The organism is Eisenbergiella massiliensis (genome assembly GCF_003435485.1).
In genome coordinates, this window is the sequence record NZ_QVLV01000015.1 from 42,054 (window position 1) to 65,591 (window position 23,538).

Sequence of the window (23,538 nt, forward strand, 5' to 3'; positions counted from 1 at the left end):
TTTTCTTCTATATTTACCCCTTCACAGCTCCGCTGAGCATTCCCGAAATGATCTGCTTCTGTAAAATGAAGTATACAATCATCAGCGGCAGAATGACAAGCGTGGTGGCTGCAAACAGGATGTTCCACTGTACCGACAGGTCCCCTTTAAAGAAAAATACCGTAAGCGGCAGGGTCCTGGATTTTTCCCCCTGAGACAACAGCAGGGGATACATAAAGTTGTTCCAGACGCGCAGGGCAATTACAATAAGCAGCGTCACCATGGGCGGCTTAAGCAACGGAAAAACCACCTTCAGGAAGGTTTTCATCGGCCCCGCCCCGTCAATATAGGCCGCTTCCTCCAAAGTCACCGGGACCGTATTCACAAAGCCGCTGAAGAAAAACACAGCGTAGGCTGCATTGGCCCCGGTAAAAGCCAGAATCAGCCCGAATATGCTGTTGGCCACATGGAGCTTCTGCATCCACAGCACCAGAGGCACCATGGCCACCTGCTGCGGCAGCGCAAGCCCCATGAGGAAAAGGGCGTTCAGGATAAGGAAAAATTTCTTCCCTCGTTTTGCCCGCAGAATGGCGTAGGCTCCGCAGGCCCCTAAAAATGTGGTCAGCAGTCCGCTGCAGATGGTGAGCACCGTGGAATTGAACAATGCCCTCCCATACTTCATCTTCTCCGCGGCCAGCCTGTAATTTTCAAAGGCGAAGCTGGTTTTCAGGCTCAGCGGCTCTTTCGCCAGCAGCACGTCGTCCTTTAAGGACACAAGCACCATCATGATGACCGGATAAAAAACCAGGATACACACCGCCGCCATGAACAGAGTGAATATGACGCGTCTGATTTCTTTCTTTTTCATCCGTAAACCGCCTCCTCCCGTTTTTTCAGGATTCCGATAAGGCCCTGCCCGAAAACAACGATGACAACGGTCAGCAGCACCGTCAGCGCCGAAGCGTATCCGTGCAGCCCGCGGTTCATATTCACCACCACATAGGTTCCCACAGTTTCCGTGGAATTGAGCGGCCCGCCGTTGGTCATGGCATAAACGATATCGAATACCTTCAGCGACTGGGTGAACGCCAGCGTGATATTAATGGTCGTGGCAGGCGCCAGCATGGGCAGGATAATCCGTTTGAATTTCTGCCACCGGGAAGCCCCGTCGATGTCCGCCGCCTCCAGAATGTCAGAAGAAATACTCTGCAGGTTGGACATGTAAATCGTGGCGGAATAACCGATCCACATCCATACATGGGCAACGATAACGCATATCAGGGCCGTTTTCCTGTTGCCCAGCCAGGTGATATCCGTCCCCAGCAGTTTGTTTAAAATGCCGTCCGGCATGTAGATGAACTGCCAGATAAAAGCGACTACAATCGGCGACAGCATGCACGGCGCGAAGACCAGCATCCTCATGAAGCCCTGCAGCTTCAGTTTGGAATTCAGCGCCAGCGCAAACAGGATTGCAAAAAAATTCTGCAGCACCGTGGCTCCCAGCGCGAATAAAAAGGTATTGACCATCGCCTTGCGGAACACTCTGTCATGAAACGCCACATCGTAATTTTTCAGTCCCATCCATTTGAAGTCCAGGCTGATGCCGTTGAAATTCGTCAGGCTGAAAAACATACTGGACACTACCGGCAGCGCAAAAAACAGGATATACACCACCAGAATCGGAGACAGCAGAAGCAGATAAAAGTAAAAATTATGATAGGTCAGCTTCTTTTTCATTTCCCCACTCTCCTTCCCTTTGTTACTCTTAGTATAAAAAATGGGAAGGTATAAAAAAACTCCACATTTCTTATTTTCAGGGGGAGATTTTTTCCTTCCAGCCTCCGGCTTCCCCCTGGATGCCCTCTTCCTGTTTTTTCCTCTTTACAGAACATACGTTCTGTCCTATAATTTTCTCATGAAACAGATTATATTTCATGTAGATGTAAACAACGCGTACCTCTCCTGGGAAGCGGTTTACCGGCTGAAGCACCTGGGAGGGAGCGTGGATCTGCGGGAGCAGATCTGTGCGGTGGGCGGGGATTCCAGCAAACGGCACGGCATCATTCTGGCCAAATCCCTTCCTGCCAAGGCCTGCGGCATCCAGACCGGGGAAAGCCTGATGGAGGCCAGGCAGAAATGCCCCGGCCTGCTGATCGTCCCGCCCCACTACCGGCTCTACTCCCAGTGCTCCAATGCATTTATGGAAATCCTGCGGGAATATACGCCCGATGTGGAGCAATACAGTATTGATGAGGCATTTATGGACATGAGCGGCACCGGGCAGCTCTGGGGTGAGCCGCATTCCACGGCGGACGCTATCCGGGAACGGATCGAACGGGAGCTTGGCTTCACCGTAAATATCGGCATTTCTGAAAATAAGCTGCTGGCCAAAATGGCCTCTGACTTTCGCAAGCCCAACCGGACCCATACCCTTTTCCCGGAAGAAATCCCCCGGAAAATGTGGCCTCTTCCGGTCACCGACCTTTTTTTCGTAGGCCGCTCCACCTTTCCAAAGCTGCGCAGGCTGGGAATCTCCACCATCGGCGACCTGGCCCATACGGATCGTAAGCTTCTGCGGGCGCATCTGAAGTCCTACGGAGAGGTGATCTGGAATTATGCCAACGGATGGGATACCGCAATGGTGGAAAGCATCGCTCCCGCCAACAAAGGCTACGGCAACTCCACCACTATCGCTTTTGACATCTGCGGGGAGACGCCCGCCGCCATGGTGCTCCTTTCCCTGGCGGAAACCGTGGGCGCACGGATGCGCAGGGATGCGGTGAAAATTGAGGTGGTAGCTGTGAGCATCAAATATTCCGATTTTTCTTCCTGCTCCCACCAAAGGACGCTGCCTGCATCCACCAACATTACCAACGAAATTTACCATACTGCGCTGGAGCTGTTCCGGGAAACCTGGGACGGCATCACCCCCATCCGGCATCTGGGCATCCATACCGGCCGGGTGAAAGATCAGCCGGACTGCCGTCAGCTCCACCTGGCGGATCTGGACTGCTCTCCCCTCTACCGGGAACGGGAACCAGGCTTTGAAAAGCTGGAGCTTGCCGATACCATGGCGGACAGCATCCGCGCCCGCTACGGCATTGATTCACTCAAGCGCGCTGTTTTCGTAAAACAGGCCGCCATGGTGGATCACATGTCCGGCGGCATTACCAGGGATAAAATGGATGTGGATTACAGCAGGGAGACGGTTCTGTAGCTTTGCTTTCTGCTGCTCCGCGGCCTGAATCTGCGGCTATGGGGAATTGAGGTTATGGAGAATTGAGGCTATGGGAATTGAGGATGAAAAAAACTGCATTTTGGGACTGCGTTTTGGAAGCTGACAAGACAGATTTTTTCTGCGACAGACTGACTCTTTCATATAAACATGCCATAAGATTTAACGGGAAGAAAGGAGGCGATTGGGTTGCTCATTCATACGGATAAAGATATCAATTATAATTCCGAGGCGGAATGGAAGCCCAAAAGAAACCGGAAGGAGATCGCCTGTTGCAGCTGGACGACCGCTTCCGGCCAGGTAACGCCTATTCTGTTCAAAATGCAGGATGAGGACGGCATCATACGCACCTTTGACAAAATCCATGTAAATCATTCTGAAAAAAAGCTCTATGCAGGAATTCCGTCCTATGAATTTGACTGCGACATCTTTGTAAACGGACTGCTGGTGAAGGTGCTGCTTCAATACTTCCCGGAGGACTGCCGCTGGACGTTAAGTGAGATGGGGTAGAAGGGCTTTTGCGGCCCGCCGGAAGGGCACAGAGAGCGGGGCAGAGACTTGGGAGGGGAAACGGCGGCGTCCGGCCCGGGGGGAAAGGGGGCAGTTCCTGATTCGATTTCAAAAATGGGATAGTTCTAACAGCGTCATACCGTCTTTTTATGGCCCAACTGCTTGAAACTCCTCGCTTCGCTCGTCAGACAAAGCAGTTGAGGGCGGCCATAAAAAGGCGGTATGACGCTGTAAGAACTATCACCATTTTTTCGGACAAATCTGGAACTGCCCCCTTTCCCCCCGGGCCGGACGCCGCCGTTTCCCCTCCCAAGTCTCTGCCCCGCTCTCTGTTCTTCTGGGGGACGCAAAAGTTTCTACCGCCTGATATAAAAAGACAGGCTGCCCGGTTGGATGTTTCATTGGGTATCGGTTTTATGGTGGGATGCGTGTTAATCAAATAGCGACAGCTGGCCTTTTAGTTCTTTTTCCAGAGGGGCCGGGCGTTTATGGAGGAGGAAGTCGGTGGCATTATCGTCGAAAAGCCAGGTTTGTACCTCCTGTGGGCTTAGTATGAGTGGCATACGGGGATGGACGGAGCTTGTGGAGGGATTGGCCTGTGTGGTAAGGATGACAAAGCGGTCCCCGTCCTCATAGTGTCGGTAAAAACCGGCGAAGAGAAGGACATGGCGATCCGGCGCCCTGAAAAAATATTTATCTTTTTGTTCCGACCATTCGTAGAAGCCGGTTGCGGGTATGATGCATCGTCTTTGCTTTACGCTTTCCCGGAAGGTTTTCTTTTCCAGAGCGGTTTCGCTGCGGGCGTTGAAAATGACTCCTTTATTACTGTAGGAAGGGAATCCCCAGGTAAATTCCCCGGCGGTCAGCTGATCGCTTTGATCACTGCCGGCAAGGATAACCGGGGCTTTGGCAGACGGATAAACGTCCCGCTCTTTGCAGGAAGCAAGAAGCGCATCGTCTATCTGGCGGATCAGTTTTTCAATTTCTTTTGCGGTTTCGTCATTGATATAGTATCTTCCACACATTCTTTGTTCTCCGTTTTTTTAACTGTTCAGTACCTTCACAGTTATTGCAAAAATCCATCCTAAATCGCCTTCAGCGATGGGATTTTTGCACTCCTGAATCACTTTCTTACGGTCTGTGCAGTAAATGCACAGACCTGTTGGACAGTTACCCGTTTGCTTACTAAGTTTCCCATAATTCCCTTCTTTTATTCCTCCACAAACTCCATGGCGCTGAAGGCTTTCAGGAATTCTTTGGCGCCATAGCCCTCAAATTCTATTTCCATCATGGCATCGTCCTCCCGGATAACTGTGCCGCGGCCATATTTTCTGTGGATTACGGTTCTTGGCTGTATTATTTCTTTTCCGGCAGGCTGCGGCTGCGAGGGTTCCTCCGGCAACTCCGGCAAATCTGCTTCCAGCGTCTCTTCTGCCCGGTTTTGTCTGGCTTCGATTTCCTGCCGTACCATTTTTCTCAGCTCCTGCAAATTTCCCTGCGCCGGATCCGCTGTTTCTTCCTGAATCAGTTCAGGCGGAATCATGCGGATAAAACGGCTTTCTCCCGGCATGACGCGGTTGTCCGGATTGGTATAATAGGAAAGCTCCAGGAAATCCTTTGCCCTGGTCATTCCCACAAAAAAGAGCCTTCTTTCCTCGTCCTCTTCCTCAAAGCCCGCGGTCCGCAGCGGAATCAGCCCATAATTCACCCCGATGATAAAGCAAAAAGAAAATTCCAGTCCCTTGGAGGCATGGAGTGTCATGAGCTTTACCCTTCCGTCTTCTTCCTTCGTTTCCTGCTCCGGAAGGCCGTAAAGCACCGCATCATTTAAAAAGCTCCGCAAGCGGTCCGGCAGATTTTCCCCCTCTGAGGGCTGCTGCCGGAATAAGGATTCCAGCATGGCAAGGATCCTTCCCTTATCCTTCTGAAAAGAAGCAGAGGTGGGACGCAGATATCCATCCAGGGAAAAGTAATCATACAGCGCCTGCGGGCTGTCAAGCGACGGACAGCATTCCGAAAAGGCCAGCATCCTTTCATATAATGGCAGCTTCAGATCTTTCTCCCCATGAAGCACTGCCGCAGCCGTCTTTTCCGTGATCGGCTTTCCATTTCTGCGTTCTCCGTATTCTTTATGGCTGAGGGCATAGATCCCCGCCGGATAATCCTCCCGGCTGAGGGAAAACCGGAGCACCTGGAGCAGCCAGTATTGTACAGGGCAGTCCCGGAGCGTGTGCTTCACCGAAACCTGAAATGGAATTTCTTCCCTGGCAAATACCTCCTCCAATACACCGGACTGATTCTGGAGACGGTAAAACACCGCAATCTGTCCCGGAGAAATGCCGCTGCCTAGCAGTTCTTTAATCCGATCCGCCAGATAACAGGCCTCCTGGAAGGGATCGTAGTGTTTCTTTACCACGATTTTGCTTCCCCGCTCCCTGTTTCCTGTAAGACTGCTGCCATATTGGGAAAATGCGGACGCCGCTTCCAGAATGGAGGCGCTGGAACGGTAGTTTACCGGCAGGGACAGCTCCGTGGCCTGATATTCTGTGCGCAGTGTATAAAAAACATTACAGGCGCTTCCTCTCCAGCTGTAAATCACCTGGTTGGGATCGCCCACGGCAAACAGCCTGGCTCCCTTATCAAGCAGTCTTCTCACCAGCGCAAGCTGCCATGCATCGCAGTCCTGCACCTCGTCGATAATTACCCAGGCCGGCCTCCATTCCACTTCGGCAAGCAAAGCCTCCGTATTCCGGATAAGGTCGGCAAAGGTCATCCGGTTGCGCGCCCGCTTCTCTTCCTTCATAGCCTGCAGCAAAACCGGCATATCATCCTGAATCCGCCTTCCGGGAGGGGAGGGCAGTTTTTCCCGGCCATTTTCTGACGGCACAGCTTCCTCATCCTCCTGCTCAAGACGCTTCTTCAGCCGGTTCCGGTATTTGATCTGCAGCTTTCTGTCCTGGATCAGGCGCAGCGCCATATCCAGCTCCTCTTCCGGGTCCATCACCAGAAAATCCGGCGTATAACCCAGCTGCTGCACCGGAAGCCTTTCGCGCAGAAGCTGGAGGGCCACGCTGTGGAAGGTCCCAAAATAACGCATCTGCACAAGCTCACCCTGATCACGCATAGCGCCCAGGCGTTCCCTGATCTCCCCGGCCGCTTTGTTGGTAAAGGTGAGAACCACCATATCCTCACAATTCACTCCGCAGGCCTCGTGCAGATACTTAACCTTGGCCGTAAGCACCGTGGTCTTGCCGCTTCCCACATTGGCGTTGACAAGGCAGGCGCTGCTGTCGTTAAACACCGCCTTTCTCTGATATTCATTCAATTCTGCCGGCAATACTTGTTCCTGCATGAAAATCCTCACTATCCTGAATGCCGCGGCAAAAGCCGCCTTATTTATATGGCCATACAATTCTTCACACTTCAGCTCATAAATTTATTGTATGAGACCATTTCTTCCATGGCTTTTGTTTCAAAATGCTGAGGGGATGGCGTAAAATCCTCGTACATCGAAATCCCCCCCTTGATAATTTTTAAACTAAATATTTAACAGCGGAATCACATTAATAACAGGCTCCTCATACGGATGAATTTTTTTAACTTCCCTGACCGCAGTCTCCACAATCTCTACCGGGCACCGCACCTCCATCTTCATCTCCGTACCAAAGCAGATTTCCCCGGTTTTTCCGTTAAACGGGCTGCTGCCCGATAACGGCCGCCAGGATCCCCTTGAGCAATGGAAAGCCATCACATGGTCATAATTTCCGACCCGGCAGGCGCCAATATGCGTCAGCGCATCCCGTATCGGCTCAATATATTCTTCCGGCACATATATTTCCAGCTTTACTTCCGTTACATCAATATTCACTTTTTCCTCCATCAGTTTACACTTGCCGCGCCGCTTCCTTTTTTCCCACTATCCTGCGTCTATATCATCTGGACGCTGCGCAGATTACTTTATTATTTGTAACAATCCTGTCTGAACCGTTACTATTATTTCTTATTTATATTTCTCATAAGCTTCTCATGGATCCTCATCCGCTCCTCCGGTGAGGCTTCCTCCTGCGTACGGATGTCAAACCGCAGGCCGGCGGGCGCATCCGTATAAAAGCGGAAAATATTCTGAAGGCTGCGGTAATTGCTCTCCTCCAGCACCCAGTCCCGGTAAAAAGCATGGGATGTATACAGTGTCAGCCGGCTGTCCTTCCACTCCACCATGGGAACCGTAGAAAGAAAGGCGGCAAAGGGATCACCTTTTTTCTGCAGGAAAGCACAGAATTCCTCCCATTTTCCCGCCTGCTCAAGCTCCTTCAGGGTAAAAGGGCTGCGGACAAACGGCAGCGGCTCTTTTGTATCCTTGTACATTTTCACAGGCGGCTGGGATTCCTCTGACAGATTCTTAAGCCCCCACAGCACCAGCCCCTTGTCCAGCCGGTAATCCCCGATGCAGGCCGCGCAGCCTGTTTCACAGGAACAGCCGCCTACCAGCATGATCGCATTCTCAATGATACGGGGCATGCAGTCCGCTATTTTTTCCGCATAGCCCAGGCCGCCCGCATACTGATCATAAAAAAACAACAGGGTATCCATTCCCCCAAAGGGTATCTCCTCCTCTCCGGATAGCTGCGGATCCCATTCCTGCTCTCCCGCCGCATTGGAAGACATGGCCATTCCGATATCCTCCTGCTCCGTCATGGTCACCATCATCGCCGCATTCTTCAGCGCATACATGAGGCCTTCAAAATGGTTGTTGCGGATGATTTTGCCGTTTTCCCGGATCTGCATCAGCCGCCTGTAGGTCCCCGCCACATTGGCGGGTATCCGTATCCAGGTGCTCTCCGTATCAATATCCTTGCAAAGCGGCGCGGGAAGCTGTTCAAAGCCCAGGCTCTGATGATTATGGAACTGCAGCTTCCGGTACATGGTCACAATCGTATTTACATTCACATCCCCGAACACGATTTTTGTCCGTTTATATTCCGATTCCCTGACGCTGTGCAGTATCCGGATTTCCGAAGCAGAGACCGGCATGGTATAAAAGTTACCCTGAAAAGGCGCCGCCAGGGCAGTATGGGTCTCCGGATCCAGCTGCGTCACCTGATACTGGACGCCGTCATGAAGGTAAACCGCTCCCTCATGGAGTTCCCGGAAGGCCTGCATTTCATCCATTTCCGTAATTTCCCTTCCGTTGTCCTTAAGGATAAGCTTATACCTGATCTTATCAATATTGCGCAGGCTGAAATCCCCTGCGGGAAATACGCTGCCTGACCAGGCAAATTTCCCATTCTGCCCGTTCAGCTCCTTTACCTTCAGCAGCACAGGAATCGTCTCCCCCAGATCCGGGAACACGGAAATGTCATCCAGCGTCAGTGGAAGCTCCGCGGCGGCGGCCCGGATGTGCGCCAGCTCAATAAAAAGATTGTTTTTATCCACAATTGCATTTTCGCTCGCCCCGGAAAACAGCCAGTCCGGGTTCACAGCCACGTACTGGTCAAAGGGCAGATTCTCCAGAATCAGGTAATTACAGCAGGGCTTCCCGTTCCTTCCCGCGCGGCCCGTCTGCTGCCAGAAGGAAGCCCTCGTTCCCGGATACCCCACCAGCACCGTAGTCTCTACTTTACCGATATCGATGCCAAGCTCCAGCGCATTGGTGGATATCAGGCCGGTAAGCGCGCCGGATATCATTTTATTTTCGATTTCCTTACGCTCCGCAGGCGTATAGCCGCCCCGGTAGCCGGATATCCGATTCGCCAGAGAGGCAAAGCAGCCTTCCCCTTCCAGAATATCCGAAGCCTCCTTCAGCACCACCTCCACGTTTCTCCTCGATTTGGCAAACGCTATGAAGCTCCTGTTCTCCTCCACCAGCCGCACTATCACCTGGGAGGCCACCGCCGCTGAGGGCACCTGCCCATAGTCCTTTCCGTCCTTCCCCTTGATCTTGGGCGGCTGGAGGAATCTGTATGTTCTCGCCCCCGCAGGAGATCCGTCCCTGGAAATCCGCGAAAATTCCTGCCCGCATATTTCCGACGCCAGTTCCACCGGATTGGCGATGGTGGCGGAACTGCACAAAAACTGCGGCGCGCTCCTGTAGTATCTGCAAATCCGCGAAAGACGCCTGAACACGTTTGCCAGATGGGAGCCGAAGGCGCCTCTGTAGGTGTGCAGCTCATCAATGACCACATATTTTAAATTGGAAAAAATAAAATCAAAGCCATACCTGTTGTGGTTAGGCAGAAACGCGCCGTTGAGCATTTCCGGATTGGTCAGTATCAGATTGGCATTCTTCCGGATCCGGCTCCGCTCGCTGGCCGGCGTATCCCCGTCATAGACTCCCGCACAGACCCGGTCCTCCCCGAAATAATCCACCACCGGCCGGATGGCCCTGTATTGATCCGCCGCCAGCGCCTTGGTTGGATAGATAAAAATTGCCCTGGCCAGGGGATTTTTCAGGATTTCCTGAAGAACCGGCAGCAGAAAACCCAATGTTTTGCCGCTGGCTGTGGAGGTGGTGATGACCAGATTTTCTTTTTTCTGCGCGCGCTCAAACATCTCCGCCTGATGGCAGTATAAACGGGGAATTCCCGCATTTTCAAGATAGCCTTTCAGCTCCGGCAGCATATCCTGCGGAAACTCTGAAAAAACGGCCTTCCTTTCCGGGTATTCTTTTTCATAGACCACAAGCTCCTTAATTTCCATTCCTGACTCCTGTTTTATCCTGTTTCCGGCTTTTCATTTTGTTTTTCTTTGCCGGTTCGGTTCCGATATGGCTTCCGCCGGTTTTCCGGCCCTGCTTCTGCCAGAACCTGGCTTAGCTTCTGCTTCACCTCCGGCCCGGCTACCGCTTCGCTTCCGTCTTTACTATGCCTTTATCTGATCCAGGATATAAGGATCCTTAATTTTATTATCCTGGGCAAATAAAACGATCTTGGACATAATTTCCGCCGTCTTAGGGTCTTCATCCAAAAACGGCAGGAACAGCTTTCCCCTGCTCTGGGAGTGGACGGGCAGCACATTGATCTGGTGCCCTCCCTGCTGATGAATCACTCCGCTGCCCAGATGGATGCTGTAGCTTCCCCGTTTTCCTGCAATCAGCGCATGGCTTCCTTCCAGCGTCACGTTCGTAATCCCAAACAAAGGCAGATTGAACTCAATGATGGCTCTGCGCATTTCCACGGTGGAATGGCTGGTCTCCGGGTCCACGCCGCCCGCATGGGCTACGCTCACCGCCAGATCCACATCCCTCATCACCTCCGAATATACGATATCCGGAAGCTTTTCGATTTTTATCTCTTCAAAGGTCTTTCTGTCGGTAAACTCCACCCATTCCAGCGCAGGTGCCTCCACGTCGCTGGGAGAAAACCAGTCCGCCTGGGCATAGATATGGGCGATGATATTATCCTTATAATAAATCTTCTGAAGCCCTTCCTCATAATCCGCCACCCAGCGCCTGGCCTTCAGGCAGGCCGCTGTTTTGGACGGCTGGATCTGATTCCCCGCAAACATCAGGGAATGGGTCCTTTCCAGTTCCTCGGGAAGCTTCACGTAAAGCTCTCTGAATACCTGCTTAAAGGGCTGCTTCTTCCCGCCTTCAAACAAGAATTTCTGATATGCCGTCCAGCTTCCCTCCCGGTACAGATCCGCCGGATGCGCCACACGCAGATAATCCCCGGCATCCAGGGGAACCATCCTGCCGCTGTGATCCTGCAGCCCATTTTCCCGTAGGAACCCGCTGGCCGTCAGCTGGCTTTCCTGTCCGAAACCGCTCACCGGCGATGGGTTCTCCCGCCAGGAACCGCCCGATACCGGCTGTTTATCCACGATCCACACAAGGCTGCGAACCACCGGCTCCGCCACCGGATTGCCGCACAGCTCCAGAAGCTCGCCGAACCGGTAACGCTCCCGTTCCTCCATGGCCTGTTCAAACATCTTCACCGTACGGGAATACTGCTCCTTCAGCTTCGTATATACTTCTTTCAGCTGCAGGTAATACTCGTTCTTTTTCAGCCTGACCGGTACGGACTTTAATGTTTTCCCGTCTTTCCCGGCCGTAATGGACGCTCTTCCGTATTCATCCACGGACAGGCTCAGGGATACGCCTTCCGCTTCTTTTTTCTCAAAAAATATGGCGTAGCTTTTCACCAGCTGCGTTTCCATTGCCAGGGTCAGACGGGTCACATCTGCAAAGCCTGCCTTGGTGGCCATGTTTTTCATGGCCATGGAAACCGCCAGGGCTTCGCTTGCCCTGCGTTGCGCGCCGAACTGCCTGCTCTCCTTCAAAAACTGCTGCAAAAATTCATATCGTTTCAGCCATTCCTCCTGCCCTTTTACAGGCACCAGGCCGTAGCTCATCAGCAGATCCTTATTTCTCTTTGCTTTAATTTCCGCCTCCAGCTTTTCCGCCGCCACCCTGTGAAGCGCCGCGTCCGCATACTTTCTGGCACGGGCATGCTTGCTGCCGTCGGAAATATACTTGGCGGCGTCATACAGCCTGCCGAAGCGCTCCTCTCCCAGAAGTGCGTAGGCCTCTTCAAACCAGTTCACATCAAATGCCCCATTATTCAGCTCTTCCGGCGTCAGCGGCGTAAAGCGGGCAATCATGGCCTTTTTCCTGTCGTCAAAGCGCTCGTTCATATGGGCCATAAAATAATAACAGCCGCTTTTCAGTCCGGGCCAGCCCAGATATTCTTCGATGATGTCCAGCCACTGGGGCGCATACATGGCTGTCTCTATCAATTTCTGTTCCTTGATCCGGGTGCCCTTCAGCAGTTCTCTCAGCTTCCCGGCATCCTCACCCTCCAGGGGCCAGCAGTTCTGAAGCAGGTAGCTTAAGCATTCCCTTTTCCCCGTACCGGTGCCTGACCAGTAATAATAGGTGGTCCGATCCAGGGTATCATTTCCCAGCGCTTTCAGAATCCCAATCAGGCGATCCATACCGAAAATCCGCTTAATGGACGAAATGCTTCCTGAAAATACCGTGGGCAGATCCCCTCTTTTCAGCTCCACATCCAGAATTTTATCCACAGCGCGGAAGAAAAATTCCCTTCCTGTTTTTACAAACGGACTTTCCGGATCCGGCCGTTCCGCTTCCAGCTCCGCCGCCGTCAGATAAGCGCCCAGACGGTTTTTCTCAAAGGGCCGCAGATGCTCCGCCACCAGGAGGGAAAGTGACTCCATGGAGGAGGCCAGGCCAATCGTTTCAAACATCGCCTGATATACCGTATCCGCTGGTATCATTTCCATCTGAAAGGCTTTTACATATTCAAGAATCGTCAGCTGCGTCCGGGAACTGTTATTATAGGAATACATCCTCTGGTTCCCGCGGTGTTCATTATACTGAAAACGCCGGTCCAGGCGGTACAGGGCAAAAAAGCCTTCTCTGAACTCCTCCTGCGTTTTCCCTTCCGCCAGGGTGCGCATCAGGGCGGAAACCGCAGGGATATCCGTCAGCGCATACATTCCCGGATCATAGGCGTAATAGAAACGGGTGTCCTTCTCTTTTTCATACCACAGTTCTTTTTCCGGAACATCCCGGACAAGGCAGGCGGCCAGCTCCAGCGCGGCTTTCCTTCTCCACTGCCTTTCTTCCTCATTTCCATACATACTGTCCAGAATGGTCAGCACCGTATGCGCGCTGCTTCCATAACCATTGCTGAAATTACGATCCTGAGGCACCCGGAAATCCGCAAAGTCTCCCAGCAGAAGTTCGGCATTAGCGTACAGTACTTCCTGATTTTTCGTCCGGCCGTCTCCGATACTGTTCCCCCAGGCCAGAAGAAGAAGCTTCACCAAATGGGGATCACCGATATTCTCTTCATAGAAACGGATCCACAGCTCTTTAAAGGGATACCTGTCCTCCAGCGCAAGGGCGGTATCCTGGCTTACCATGGAAAGTCTGTCCCCCAGCAGCGTTTCATAACCGTTACACGCCTTGTATTCCAGGTTTGCATTTTCTGTCAGGAGATCATAAAGGCGGCGCATGATTCCCTTAAGCTTTCCTTCATTGATACGCAGATAGGAGCGCAGCTGCTCACTGCCTGCAGGCAGCGCGGGACATTCGGGCTGCGCGGAAGGGCTGTACAGACCGTAACCCTCCTCTTCCAGAATCCGGCTGGAGGAAGCCTCCCCCGTCACCTCCTCCAGGAGAATCTGTTCCTTATCGGAAACGCCCTCCAGCTTTCCGGCCTCCTGTACGAGCCGGCCGACAAGCGTCTCCGGGCGGCCGCCGATCTTCGCTTCCCGCACCAGCGTAAGCCCGCCCTCGCGTACCTCCTCTGCAGGATCCTTAAGCAGACGTTTTACGGAAAGCTCCAGCCCTTCGTCATCCCGTCTTTGCAGCAGCTTCAAAACATTCTGGCGGATATCCCCCTTTTTATACTTCAAAAGCGCTTCCATCTGCCTGTAATCCTCATCGGAAAGCTCAAGCTTTTCCACCAGCCGGTACGCAGTCTGCCTGGTACTCGTCTCCCTGTCCCCCAGGAAGCTTAACAGAAGCTTTTTCTGCCTGTCATTCTCCGGCGCATGGAGAAGAAGCTCCACCCATTTTGCACGGCTGGTGTAAACGTCGCTTAAATTCATCTCCGACAGCCGGGCAGCCGTTTCCTCAATGCGGGCTTCCTCACCCAGTATGTATGCAATCACGCACATCCGCTTCAGAATATCCCCCTTAGTCAGCACCACGCCGTACCAGGGAAAAATACAGGGGGAAAATTCCAGGGTTTTCTTTTTCATGCCCAAAAGCAGCCCTTTGAGCACCTCATAGTGCGCCCTGGCTTCCTCTGCATCTTCAAAGAGCCATTCTACAGGAATCGGGCGGTAAATCGTCTCCCTCTTATTATCCTGCGGACGCACCTGTACCGCCCAGCCCGCATACTCCTCCGCCCGCGTCAGGTAGGTGGGCATAAAAGCCGCCAGGATTTCCGGATCCGACGCATACTTTAAAAACGCCTTCTTTGCCGTAATCCCGGTAAAGGCTTCCCACTCCAGGGTCCGGTTAAAATAGGACATGGTAAGAATCTGGTTTCTCGTGCCCTGCTCCAGATACTCCCCCATCACCGCAATGGCGTCCTGCAGCTCATAAAAGGCCAGCGTCCACAGGCCCACCGCAATCTGTATGCTGTCATTCGTCTGCACATATTCCCGTGCTATGGCAGGCTCTTTTATTGAAGCCTCCATCAGTCTCAGCATTTTTTCGGAAATCCGGTCCGCATTTTCCACATCACAGATGCCCGTCCAGGTTGCCACCGCCCGCTTCACCGAAGCAAAACGGATCAGGTTATTTGCGCAAACCGTATCAAAAATCCGCCGGAAGGCCGCGATAGTACCGCAGTCCGCATTTTCACAGACGGCCTGCCTGACTCCCTCCTGCAGTCTGGCCGCCAGCAGGAAATCCGCCAGCAGCTGATGAAGCTCATCGTTGGAGCTTTTGATAATGCCGCGGATCAGATCCACGGTAATGACCGCCGTATTATTGTCACTGAGTATCAGCTGTCTGGCCGTTTCGATAACCTGTGCATCTCCGCGGTCAATTCTGGCAGCGATCATATCGTCCAGATGATTCATGGAAAATGAATACACCTGATTTCTTTTATAATCCAGCTTTTCCTCAGGCAGCCGGTCCATCAGATAATCCGAAATGCTGCAATCATAAAAATCCATAATCCGGTAAGCATACAAAAGCCGGAATACCTGTTCCAGGCTGGGAAAATAGGATTTTGTCCGCACCGTCCTGCGGTATATGCTGTGGGAATAGGGAAACTGGTTGAATTTGTCAATAATTTCATAGAAATCCTCTTCAAACTGTTTTCCCGCAAACAGCCGCACCAGCTTCCGGTAATATGCTTTCATAAATTCGGAGGGCGTGCTGAAATTTCCCTGTTTCAGCCGCTCCTGGGCCGTTTTCAGAAAGGTCAGGGTATCCTGCCTGTACCCGCCGAATTTCTCCATTTCTTCCGCCGCTTCTTTAATCTCTCCCGGAACGAGCAGAAGCTTACGCTTCCATTTTGCCCGGTATGCTTCCACCAGCTTCTGTCTGCTCTGATAATCGTATGCCATCCCTTTTCTCTCCTTTTGTGTAACCGTTCGATGATAAAAAATGTCTTTGCCGCTACCACATTCTTCCAGCCAGCATCGTCATCCTTACAAAGGTCAGTTCGCTGTCCTCCCGAAGCGCTATCCGTTCCTCCAGCGTTTCCAGCCTTTTCCCCTCCAGAAAAATTACCGCAATTCCATCCTCAAAGCACTGGCAGGCATTCTTCACGGCGTTTTCAAAATCCGCCGTTCTGCCGTCATATGCGATTCCAAAGGATATCTTCCCCGTCCCTGCCTGTTCTTCTATATCCTCTCCGGACAGAACCGCTTCCACCTCCGTCCGTTTCCTGCGCTTTGTAAATTCCTCCAGATTTATACGCACCGTTTCCCGAAGGAGCTTTTCCACCGTATCCACCCCTTCCGGATACTCATAAAAAACAGGCTCTATTGCGCCGCGGTTCTTTCCGATTTTCTTTACATTGATATTAACCCTCATACGATACCTCCCTGCCGGGCGCTTCTTCTCTTATCAATTGCATTCATCCTGCAGCGCTCCTTTTCCTGTCCAATGAGAACTTTTGTTCTCCCCTTGTTACAGTATACAATCTACTGCTTTCCCCAGTCAATGCTATTGAAGAGATCCGGAGTCCTTTCCTCAGAAAATGATTGGGGTTCAATGGCTGTTAAGGGACAAAAGCAAGTATTTAACGGCCCTTCCGCAAATTCGGGAAGGGCCTGTGATATAATACAATTATGGTAGCAATTCCGCACCTTCACAGCTGTCAAACACTACATAATTGTTCCATGCCTACCCGGCTGTATGACCGGGCCGTAACTGGTTTAAAAACAATAGCTTTTTAAACCGCATATATCCGAACGCAGGGTTCTGCCCCGGAGGTATATATGATTAGGAAAAATAAGAATCTGGTAAAATTATTTCTTTTCTTATCAGCCGCAGTACTTATCGTACTTATAATTTTCACAGTATTGTCGGTCCGGAAAAAGGACGGGAGATTTGATGTCCCGATTTTTTCCGGCCAGCTCCACTGGGGCGCAGGGGAAGAAGAAATATTGAATTTGCTGGACAGTCCGCCCACGGATGAAATCCAGGAGGATTCTTCCAAAATATTGCATGTCAACGGTAATTTCGACACTCCGTTCGGGGAATGCTCCGCCGTACAGCTTTATATCAGCACCACGAAGCTGGAAGATGATAAGCCATTAGGTTTATATGCAGCAGCATTAACGCTTTCCCATTTGAACGGGGAAAGCCTGGAGGATGCTGTTGTCCGGCACTATGGGGAGCTGGCCGAAGTCAGCTGGGACAGCGGAAACAGCAGCCCGGAAATGTCCTTCTATTATCCGGAGGCCTCCCGTTTTTCCAGTCTGTCAGATGAACAATGGGGAAAAATCGTCTCCTATTATGAATTGGGACAAAAGCAAGATAACCAGCCGGATTATCAGCTGCAGTACCGTCTGGACAAGATGCATGACAATAGCTACTATGTCTTAATCAGGTTCCGGGAGCCTGACTATATTTTTATAAATGCATTGCCTCTGGCTGTCCTGGAACGGATGGAATAGAAAAAAGGAACTGTATTTTAGGCTGACACCCAATAAGAAAGTATTGAGGAACATTCAGATTGGGCAGTCGGCAAGCGGAATGTGACAACAAAAGAGGGACTATCGGCGGTGAGCTGATAGTCCCTCTTTTGCGCCCAGTGGGAACAGGCGAAGCCGTTACACGCTGGGCGGGGTTTCCAAAGGGGCACCCTTTGGCACACGACTTTGCGTAGCAAAGTGTAGTGTGTTATACGCTCTGTCTGCGTTGCCGTTTCAAACGCCGTTGCCGCCGTGGAGGGCAAGAGCGTTTGAAACGGCAGGAAAACAGGGCTGTGCTTGCAGGGGCGAACGCCGCAAGCGCAGGGCTGGTTTCATCAGCAGACTGGGCGTATATGAAAGCCCCCGTCCCTCGTCCGCACCCTAACTTGTGGAAAAAATGTCCAGAAGTTTGGCCATACTCCCGGAAAAATAGCAGGACATCGGGCAATCCCATACTGTGCTTGTCCGCCGATTATCAATTTTAACGGAAGTAAATCTTTCCCAAAATGGCATAGGGCAGGAAAGCCACAAGGGGGCTTTCCTGCCTTGATTACCCATTAGCAAAGACGGGCGAGACTGTCAACAGCGACGCTGTAAGCGCCGTTCATCTTGACCGTTGACTGGCTCGCTCGTCTTTGCTATTTCCCTAAGGGTGCGTCTTATACCAATAAGACCTGCTACAAACACATACCTACCTTATCGCACCATATTTGAAATTATCATACCACTTTGCCATTTCAACATCGCTATCCACTTTTAGAATTTTGAAAATTTCATAAGCAAATTCAACTGCCGCCGTTTCATTTGCAGTGATAAAACCACCGTCTACCACTACCTGAGCGGGAATATAGAGTACCTGCCCACTATACCCACATTGACTTTGAAACAGTTCCAAGCTATCACCTGTATGCTTTATATCATTCAGAAAACCATGCCTGCATAAAAATGTTGTTGCACCACAAATAGCGGCTACAGGAACGCCGGCATTTTTAATTCTTCTGATAAATTCCGCAATTTTATCGTAGTTATTTTCTTCCCAAGAAAGACCGCCAGGTAAAATAATAATTGCAGTATTGGAAAAATTTAAATAATCATCTATGCTGTAATCAATGTTTGCACATAGATTGCCCATTGAAGCTTTAGGATTAGTATCAAGAGCTATCGTTTTTACAACATAATCTGAAAACGTATTGGCAACAGCAATCGCATAGCTCGCCTCCCAATCGCACCATCTATCGGTCAATAGTAACAATATTTCGTTTTTCTTATCCATTACATTTCCTTTTATTAATGCAGGTAATCAATAATGCGCCTTTTCCGCCTAAGGCGTACTTGTCATTTTCTTTTACCCCGTTGCGGCACATAGCATTTCGCCAGTTCGGATTTTTGGACAATCCGGGTCAGCCATTGTTTCTCTTCCTCTGTCAGCTTGGAATAGCACAGTTTCGTCTGCTTGCAGAATACCATCAGCAGTTGTTCCGCCCGGCTGCCCTTGAAGCTTGTCACTTCCTCCAAATCCCGCTTGAGTTCGTCCACAATGGTATTCTCCGGGGCGCTGTCGCTTCTGCCCCTGTGGGCTTCCCGTATGTCCTCCATGATAGCGTCAATATCGTGATGTACCCGGCTGCTGAAATAGTCGCCCTCCCGCACATGGACGGCTTACAGGACACCGGCGGTCTTGTCATGCTCCCCGGGCTGGTACTTCTCCATAATTTCAGCCCTCGCCACGTCTACCCATGCGTTCAGGTTCTGTATCTGCGTGGCGGCGATACCCTCCACATAAATCTGTATATCGGCCAGCAGCTTCACAAAATCCGGGTGCACCGCCAGTTCGCAAAGCAGCGCGGTGTTAATGCGCCCGCTTTTCAGCAGGTCTATCATCTCGTCACTCAAACGCAGGTCTGCAAGATCAGCGTTTGGGTAACTTATTGTTTCCGTCTGCCCCAGCAGGTAGTCGGCGGTCACGCCGTAATACTTTGCCAGCTTGATAAGGGCATAGTGGCTGATGTCCTTGAAGTCGTCCGCTTCGTAGCTGCCCAGCGCGGACTTGGAAAGCCCGGTCTGCTCCGCAAGTTGTTCCAGCGTCAGGCCACGCTCCACACGCAGGTCTTTTAGGCGTTCCTGTATTGTCAACGCCAATCTGCATACCCCCTCTTATGTTTATTTCATGCTTTCTTGGCACTCGCTGCATTCTCTGTCATGGATAGAAATGATACCCCCGCATTTTGGGCAAGTATATTTCTCTTTCTGCTGTTCCATGAACCTTTCCAAACCGTGTTGACGAACAAACTCGCTATTCTCCATAAGGCTTGCCTGATACCTTTTATTGTAGCTTTTTTCAAGTTTTTTTATCAGCTTGCATGGATAGTCGGGACATTCAAAACAATAGGACAGCCCTTTCCCCTTGATACAATCTTTTATCTTACATTTGCGGCAATGTTCCGGCTTTCCCATATCGCTGTTTAAGCAACCCGCACACGGCTTTTTATGATAACAATGCTTATAGCAAACCAAGCAGCTCATGCCGCAGGGGGCAAACATGACCGTATCAATTTTTTCAGTTGGCATTTTCATGGCTCGTCCTCCTTGTCGGCTTACTATTTCTTTCATCTTACCACAAATCCGAGAGCGTGGAAATAGTGCATTTTTCAGCGGGATTTCCAACCTTTCGGATATACGGGACGGGCGGTCAAAAAAGTGTAGACTTGTGTTAGTTCATCGGTGGACAGGCACAAGTGAATGACCGTCCGAAAGAGATACCACCGGCAAGGGAAGCTCGGCCCACTTTATCCGGGCCGTGGTGTTGGAAAAGCTGGTGCTGGAACATCTGCAAAGGACAGTCCAGTATGTGCGGGAATACGAAAGCGAGTTTGTACGCTCTATGGGGAAAAGTCTGCGGCAGACCGCCGCAAGGAAATCTCCGCAAAGCGCCGGGAGCTGTCACAGGCTCAGCGGCGCATAGAGGAACTGGACAGGCTTTTCCAGCGGCTCTATGAGGACAATGTTTCCTGAAAAATCTCTGATGAACGGTTTGCAAAGCTGTCCGGCGGCTATGAAGCCGAACAGAAAGATTTACAGGAAAAGGTTGCTATCCTGCAAGCGGAATTGACGGGGCAGGAGGAACAGGCCATGAACCTTGACCGCTTTCTCGCCATCGTCAAGAAGTACACCGAGATAGAAAAACTGACGCCCACCATCTTAAACGAGTTTGTGGAAAAAATCATCGTCCACGCCCCGGACAAGAGTACGGGGAAACGGGTGCAGCAGGTGGAAATCAGCTATAACTGTGTCGGTGTGATTGAACTACCGGACACCAACGAAACGGACAGCAAAACGGCATAGCCAAAATGACTATGCCGCTTGCTGTGACAATACTTCTTTTTTGGGGGCCGCCTTACCCCAGTTCCTTTTTATTATGGCAAGCTCAACTGCCGGTGCTGCGGCCACACAGTGTTATTTCAACCGCAGCCGCGTCATTCTCCCGCCCTGGCCTCATTTTATTGCGGGTCTATTTCAGTTCAATTTACTTGCAGTATTATTTTACTTCCAGCTCCACAACCACCGGCTCACAGCCTTCCGCAGTAAAGGTCACTTTCACGGCGCCCGGCCTTCTGCCTGCACGCACTGCCGCCATCACATAGCCGTCGTAGGTTTTCCAAGTGGTATCCTGGTAGCTTCCCAGCACCTGGGGATCTGCGCTTCCAAAGCCCTGGAGCGTTCCCGCGCCTTCCACCTGCACCGTAACCTCTTTTACCGCCTGCAGGTTCTCCCTGCCGTCCTTATCCCGCAGCGAAACCGTGAGGAAGGAAAGATCCGCGCCATCCGCCTTAAGGCTGCGGCGATCCGCTTCCACGCAAAGCGAAACCTCCTCCGCCGCGGTTTCCAGGATGTGCGTCCCGCTTATTTCACCGTCCACATAGCTGACAGCCTTCAGTTCCCCAGGCTCATAGGCGGTTTCGAAAGCTGCCGCAAAGCCCGCGCCTTCCCCTGCCGCCTTCCGTCCCAGGGATTTCCCGTTCAGGAACAGCTCCACCTCATCGGCATCTGAATAAACATCAATGCTCACCGGATTTCCTTCCTGTCCCTTCCAGGTCCAGCTGGCAATATTATTTTTCCACATCCAGGGCGTTTTCCCGCACTTTTCCCCATAATGCTCCGGACGTTCCACAGCGATATAGGGATTTTTGCGCAGGCCGTAAACAATTTCCCTTAAATAGCTGATGGGACGGCGGTAGCCGATGAGATTAATGTCACCGATATAGGCCACTCTATCCGGCCAGTGGGAAGAAAAGTTCACGGTCCCGTCATAATAGAAAATCCCGATTCCCGCTTCTCCCAGATAGTCATAGCCCGTCCAGGTCATATCGCCTATCACATGCTTATTGTTCTTTACAATGCTCCACAGCCTGACAATGTCCGCCGGGAAGGTTTCTGTTCCCAACACGATTCTGTTGGGACGGATCTGATGCTCCATCTCATGGCGGCCCGTCATATAATTGTAGCCGGCAATATCCATGGCATCCACGAATTCGTCCGTTTTCTCCGTCATAATGCGGTGGGAGGCCATAGCGTCTGCCATCGGTCCCACCATCATTCCCATCATGCTGTTGAGTCCGTCGCTGCCGCCCTCATTCTGGCCCGCGCCTTCCTTTTCGGCCTCCTGGCCCTCGTTTTGTGCCTGCTGCGCCGCTTTTGCGGCCTCCGCCATCATCTCTTCCGGTGTTTTTCCCAGAATATCCGACATAATCTGTCCCATGGAATCCATGACCGCCAGCATGCCGTTGATGGCGTTGGTGGTATATCTGGTATTGTCAAGGCTCTTGATTTTCTCATTGATTTTACGGTTAAGCTCCGCACCCTTGGCGGTACCTGCCTCCTGAATCTCATTTCCCATACTGTAAAGGATGACGGAAGGATGGTTATAATCCTTTGCCACCAGCAGCTCCACATCCTTTTCCCAATAATCCTGAAAATTCATGGAATAATCATTATTGTTTTTGGAACGTGTCCACATATCGGACAGCTCGTCCATTACAAGCATTCCCAGCCTGTCACAGGCGTCAAGCATGGCCCTGCTCATAGGGTGATGGGAGCTTCTGATGCAGTTGAAGCCCGCCTCCTTCATGATTTCACATCTGCGCTCCTCCGCCCGTTCCAGCGTACAGGCGCCGATAATCCCATTATCGTGGTGAATGCAGCTTCCCCGCAGCTTAACCTCCCTGCCGTTGATTCTCAGGCCGTTAACTGCATCCAGGGAAATCTTTCTGATGCCAAAATGATCCTCCGCCTCATCCCAGACGGTTTCCTCCTGTACCACCCGTACAGCGCAGTGATAAAGATTCGGAGTATCGCAGTCCCATAAAAGAGGATGAACCACCGCCATTCTCTGCCTGACCGTAATTTCCGTACCACCGAACACCGTGGCATGGGCCGTATCCGAAGCCGCGATATTTCCCTGCGCATCCCTGATTTCCGTTATCAGGCAGATTTTCCTGTTGCACTTTTCCTCATTGACCAGTCTGGTTTCCACGGCGACCACTGCGGTATTTTCATCGATTTCCGGCGTTGTTATGCGCAGGCCGTCCGTCTGGATGTGGAGGCGCTTCCCCGTCAGCAGATTCACATTGCGGTAAAGGCCGCTTCCCGAATACCATCTGCTGTTCAGCTCCATTCCGTTATTGACGATAACCTTCAGTTCATTTTCCTGCCCGTATTTGAGAAAATGATCCAGGCATACGTAGAAATTGGAGTATCCGTGCGGATATCCCCCCGCATAGTCCCCGTTCACGTACACCCTGGCATTCATATAGGCGCCTTCCAGCTCCAGGATAACCGTTTCATTTTCCCACTCCTTGGGGGCAAAAAATTTCTTTCCATAGTGGTACAGGCCTCCCGGATAAAATCCCGTCTGGCTGCCGTTTCTGGTATCAGGCGTCCTTTCCTCTTCCACCATGGCGTCATGGGGAAGCGTTACCTTTTTTTCCTCCTTTTTGCCGTTAAGGAAAGCCTCAACCAGGGAACCCCCGGCGTTGCTGCTCACCGTCCAGCCCTCATTAAATTGTTTTCTCAGCATACCTTACCTCCTTCTGCCTTCCGCAGGCGCAGCCGCCAAAAAAAGCCGGACAGCGCTCTTTATAAAAGGAGTATATAATTTTTAAAAGGTTTTCCGCAATAACCGGTCCCGC

At 51.5% G+C, this 23,538-nt stretch carries 15 protein-coding genes and 1 pseudogene; 4 read left to right on the plus strand and 12 right to left on the minus strand.

The genetic code is table 11. The features are described 5' to 3' along the window. Nucleotides 1–13: 13 nt before the first annotated feature. The gene (locus tag DXC51_RS19175; protein WP_021638582.1) at nucleotides 14–847 is read right to left on the minus strand and encodes a carbohydrate ABC transporter permease; all 834 of its coding nucleotides are present in this window, start codon (nucleotides 845–847) and stop codon (nucleotides 14–16) included. Next, complete coding sequence (locus DXC51_RS19180; RefSeq protein WP_021638581.1) at nucleotides 844–1,716, minus strand: carbohydrate ABC transporter permease; 873 nt, start codon at nucleotides 1,714–1,716, stop codon at nucleotides 844–846. The genes DXC51_RS19175 and DXC51_RS19180 overlap by 4 nt, the downstream gene beginning before the upstream one ends. 178 nt (nucleotides 1,717–1,894) lie before the next feature. On the opposite strand from DXC51_RS19180, the gene DXC51_RS19185 reads away from it, so the two are divergent. Further along, nucleotides 1,895–3,196, plus strand: a complete 1,302-nt coding sequence (locus DXC51_RS19185; RefSeq protein ID WP_035323275.1) for a DNA polymerase Y family protein — start codon at nucleotides 1,895–1,897, stop codon at nucleotides 3,194–3,196. Nucleotides 3,197–3,403: 207 nt separating this feature from the next. Next, nucleotides 3,404–3,724 carry a hypothetical protein gene (locus DXC51_RS19190; protein WP_025491165.1) on the plus strand — a complete coding sequence of 107 codons (321 nt, stop codon included), beginning with the start codon at nucleotides 3,404–3,406 and terminating at the stop codon, nucleotides 3,722–3,724. A gap of 431 nt (nucleotides 3,725–4,155) precedes the next feature. Here DXC51_RS19190 and DXC51_RS19200 read toward each other — a convergent pair whose 3' ends face one another. From DXC51_RS19200 to DXC51_RS19225, 6 genes are all read right to left on the minus strand, one after another. Beyond that, nucleotides 4,156–4,749, minus strand: coding sequence for an SOS response-associated peptidase (locus DXC51_RS19200; RefSeq protein WP_025491164.1), 594 nt, complete (start codon nucleotides 4,747–4,749; stop codon nucleotides 4,156–4,158). A 185-nt stretch (nucleotides 4,750–4,934) separates the two neighbouring features. Continuing rightward, on the minus strand, nucleotides 4,935–7,076 hold the full coding sequence (locus DXC51_RS19205; protein ID WP_025491163.1) for an ATP-dependent helicase: 2,142 nt from the start codon (nucleotides 7,074–7,076) through the stop codon (nucleotides 4,935–4,937). Nucleotides 7,077–7,262: 186 nt separating this feature from the next. Further along, complete coding sequence (locus tag DXC51_RS19210; RefSeq protein ID WP_330413856.1) at nucleotides 7,263–7,592, minus strand: YqfO family protein; 330 nt, start codon at nucleotides 7,590–7,592, stop codon at nucleotides 7,263–7,265. Nucleotides 7,593–7,717: 125 nt separating this feature from the next. Next, nucleotides 7,718–10,420: a DEAD/DEAH box helicase gene (locus tag DXC51_RS19215; protein ID WP_025491161.1), complete on the minus strand. Its 2,703-nt coding sequence runs from the start codon at nucleotides 10,418–10,420 to the stop codon at nucleotides 7,718–7,720. A 162-nt stretch (nucleotides 10,421–10,582) separates the two neighbouring features. After that, on the minus strand, nucleotides 10,583–15,775 hold the full coding sequence (locus DXC51_RS19220; protein ID WP_025491160.1) for a DUF4132 domain-containing protein: 5,193 nt from the start codon (nucleotides 15,773–15,775) through the stop codon (nucleotides 10,583–10,585). Between the two features lie 52 nt (nucleotides 15,776–15,827). After that, nucleotides 15,828–16,247, minus strand: a complete 420-nt coding sequence (locus DXC51_RS19225; RefSeq protein ID WP_117545189.1) for a hypothetical protein — start codon at nucleotides 16,245–16,247, stop codon at nucleotides 15,828–15,830. Between the two features lie 407 nt (nucleotides 16,248–16,654). Here DXC51_RS19225 and DXC51_RS19230 point away from each other — a divergent pair, with 407 nt between their 5' ends. Beyond that, entirely contained in the window at nucleotides 16,655–17,335 is a 681-nt protein-coding gene (locus tag DXC51_RS19230) for a hypothetical protein (protein ID WP_021638564.1), read from the plus strand. A 709-nt stretch (nucleotides 17,336–18,044) separates the two neighbouring features. On the opposite strand, the gene DXC51_RS19240 is transcribed toward DXC51_RS19230, so the two are convergent. The 3 genes and pseudogenes from DXC51_RS19240 to DXC51_RS19250 form a co-directional block, all read right to left on the minus strand. After that, the gene (locus DXC51_RS19240; RefSeq protein ID WP_021638561.1) at nucleotides 18,045–18,626 is read right to left on the minus strand and encodes a type 1 glutamine amidotransferase family protein; all 582 of its coding nucleotides are present in this window, start codon (nucleotides 18,624–18,626) and stop codon (nucleotides 18,045–18,047) included. 62 nt (nucleotides 18,627–18,688) lie between these two features. After that, nucleotides 18,689–19,492 (minus strand): annotated as a pseudogene (locus DXC51_RS19245) (helix-turn-helix domain-containing protein). Nucleotides 19,493–19,513: 21 nt separating this feature from the next. Beyond that, nucleotides 19,514–19,927, minus strand: a complete 414-nt coding sequence (locus DXC51_RS19250) for a DUF3795 domain-containing protein (RefSeq protein WP_021638558.1) — start codon at nucleotides 19,925–19,927, stop codon at nucleotides 19,514–19,516. 555 nt (nucleotides 19,928–20,482) lie between these two features. Here DXC51_RS19250 and DXC51_RS19255 point away from each other — a divergent pair. Continuing rightward, the gene (locus DXC51_RS19255) at nucleotides 20,483–20,695 is read left to right on the plus strand and encodes a DUF4368 domain-containing protein (protein ID WP_035323270.1); all 213 of its coding nucleotides are present in this window, start codon (nucleotides 20,483–20,485) and stop codon (nucleotides 20,693–20,695) included. A 193-nt stretch (nucleotides 20,696–20,888) separates the two neighbouring features. Here the strand turns inward: DXC51_RS19255 and DXC51_RS19260 are convergent, their stop codons facing one another. After that, nucleotides 20,889–23,426 (minus strand): glycoside hydrolase family 2 protein, encoded by a 2,538-nt coding sequence (locus DXC51_RS19260; RefSeq protein WP_117545190.1) that lies wholly within the window; start codon nucleotides 23,424–23,426, stop codon nucleotides 20,889–20,891. Nucleotides 23,427–23,538 lie beyond the last annotated feature (112 nt).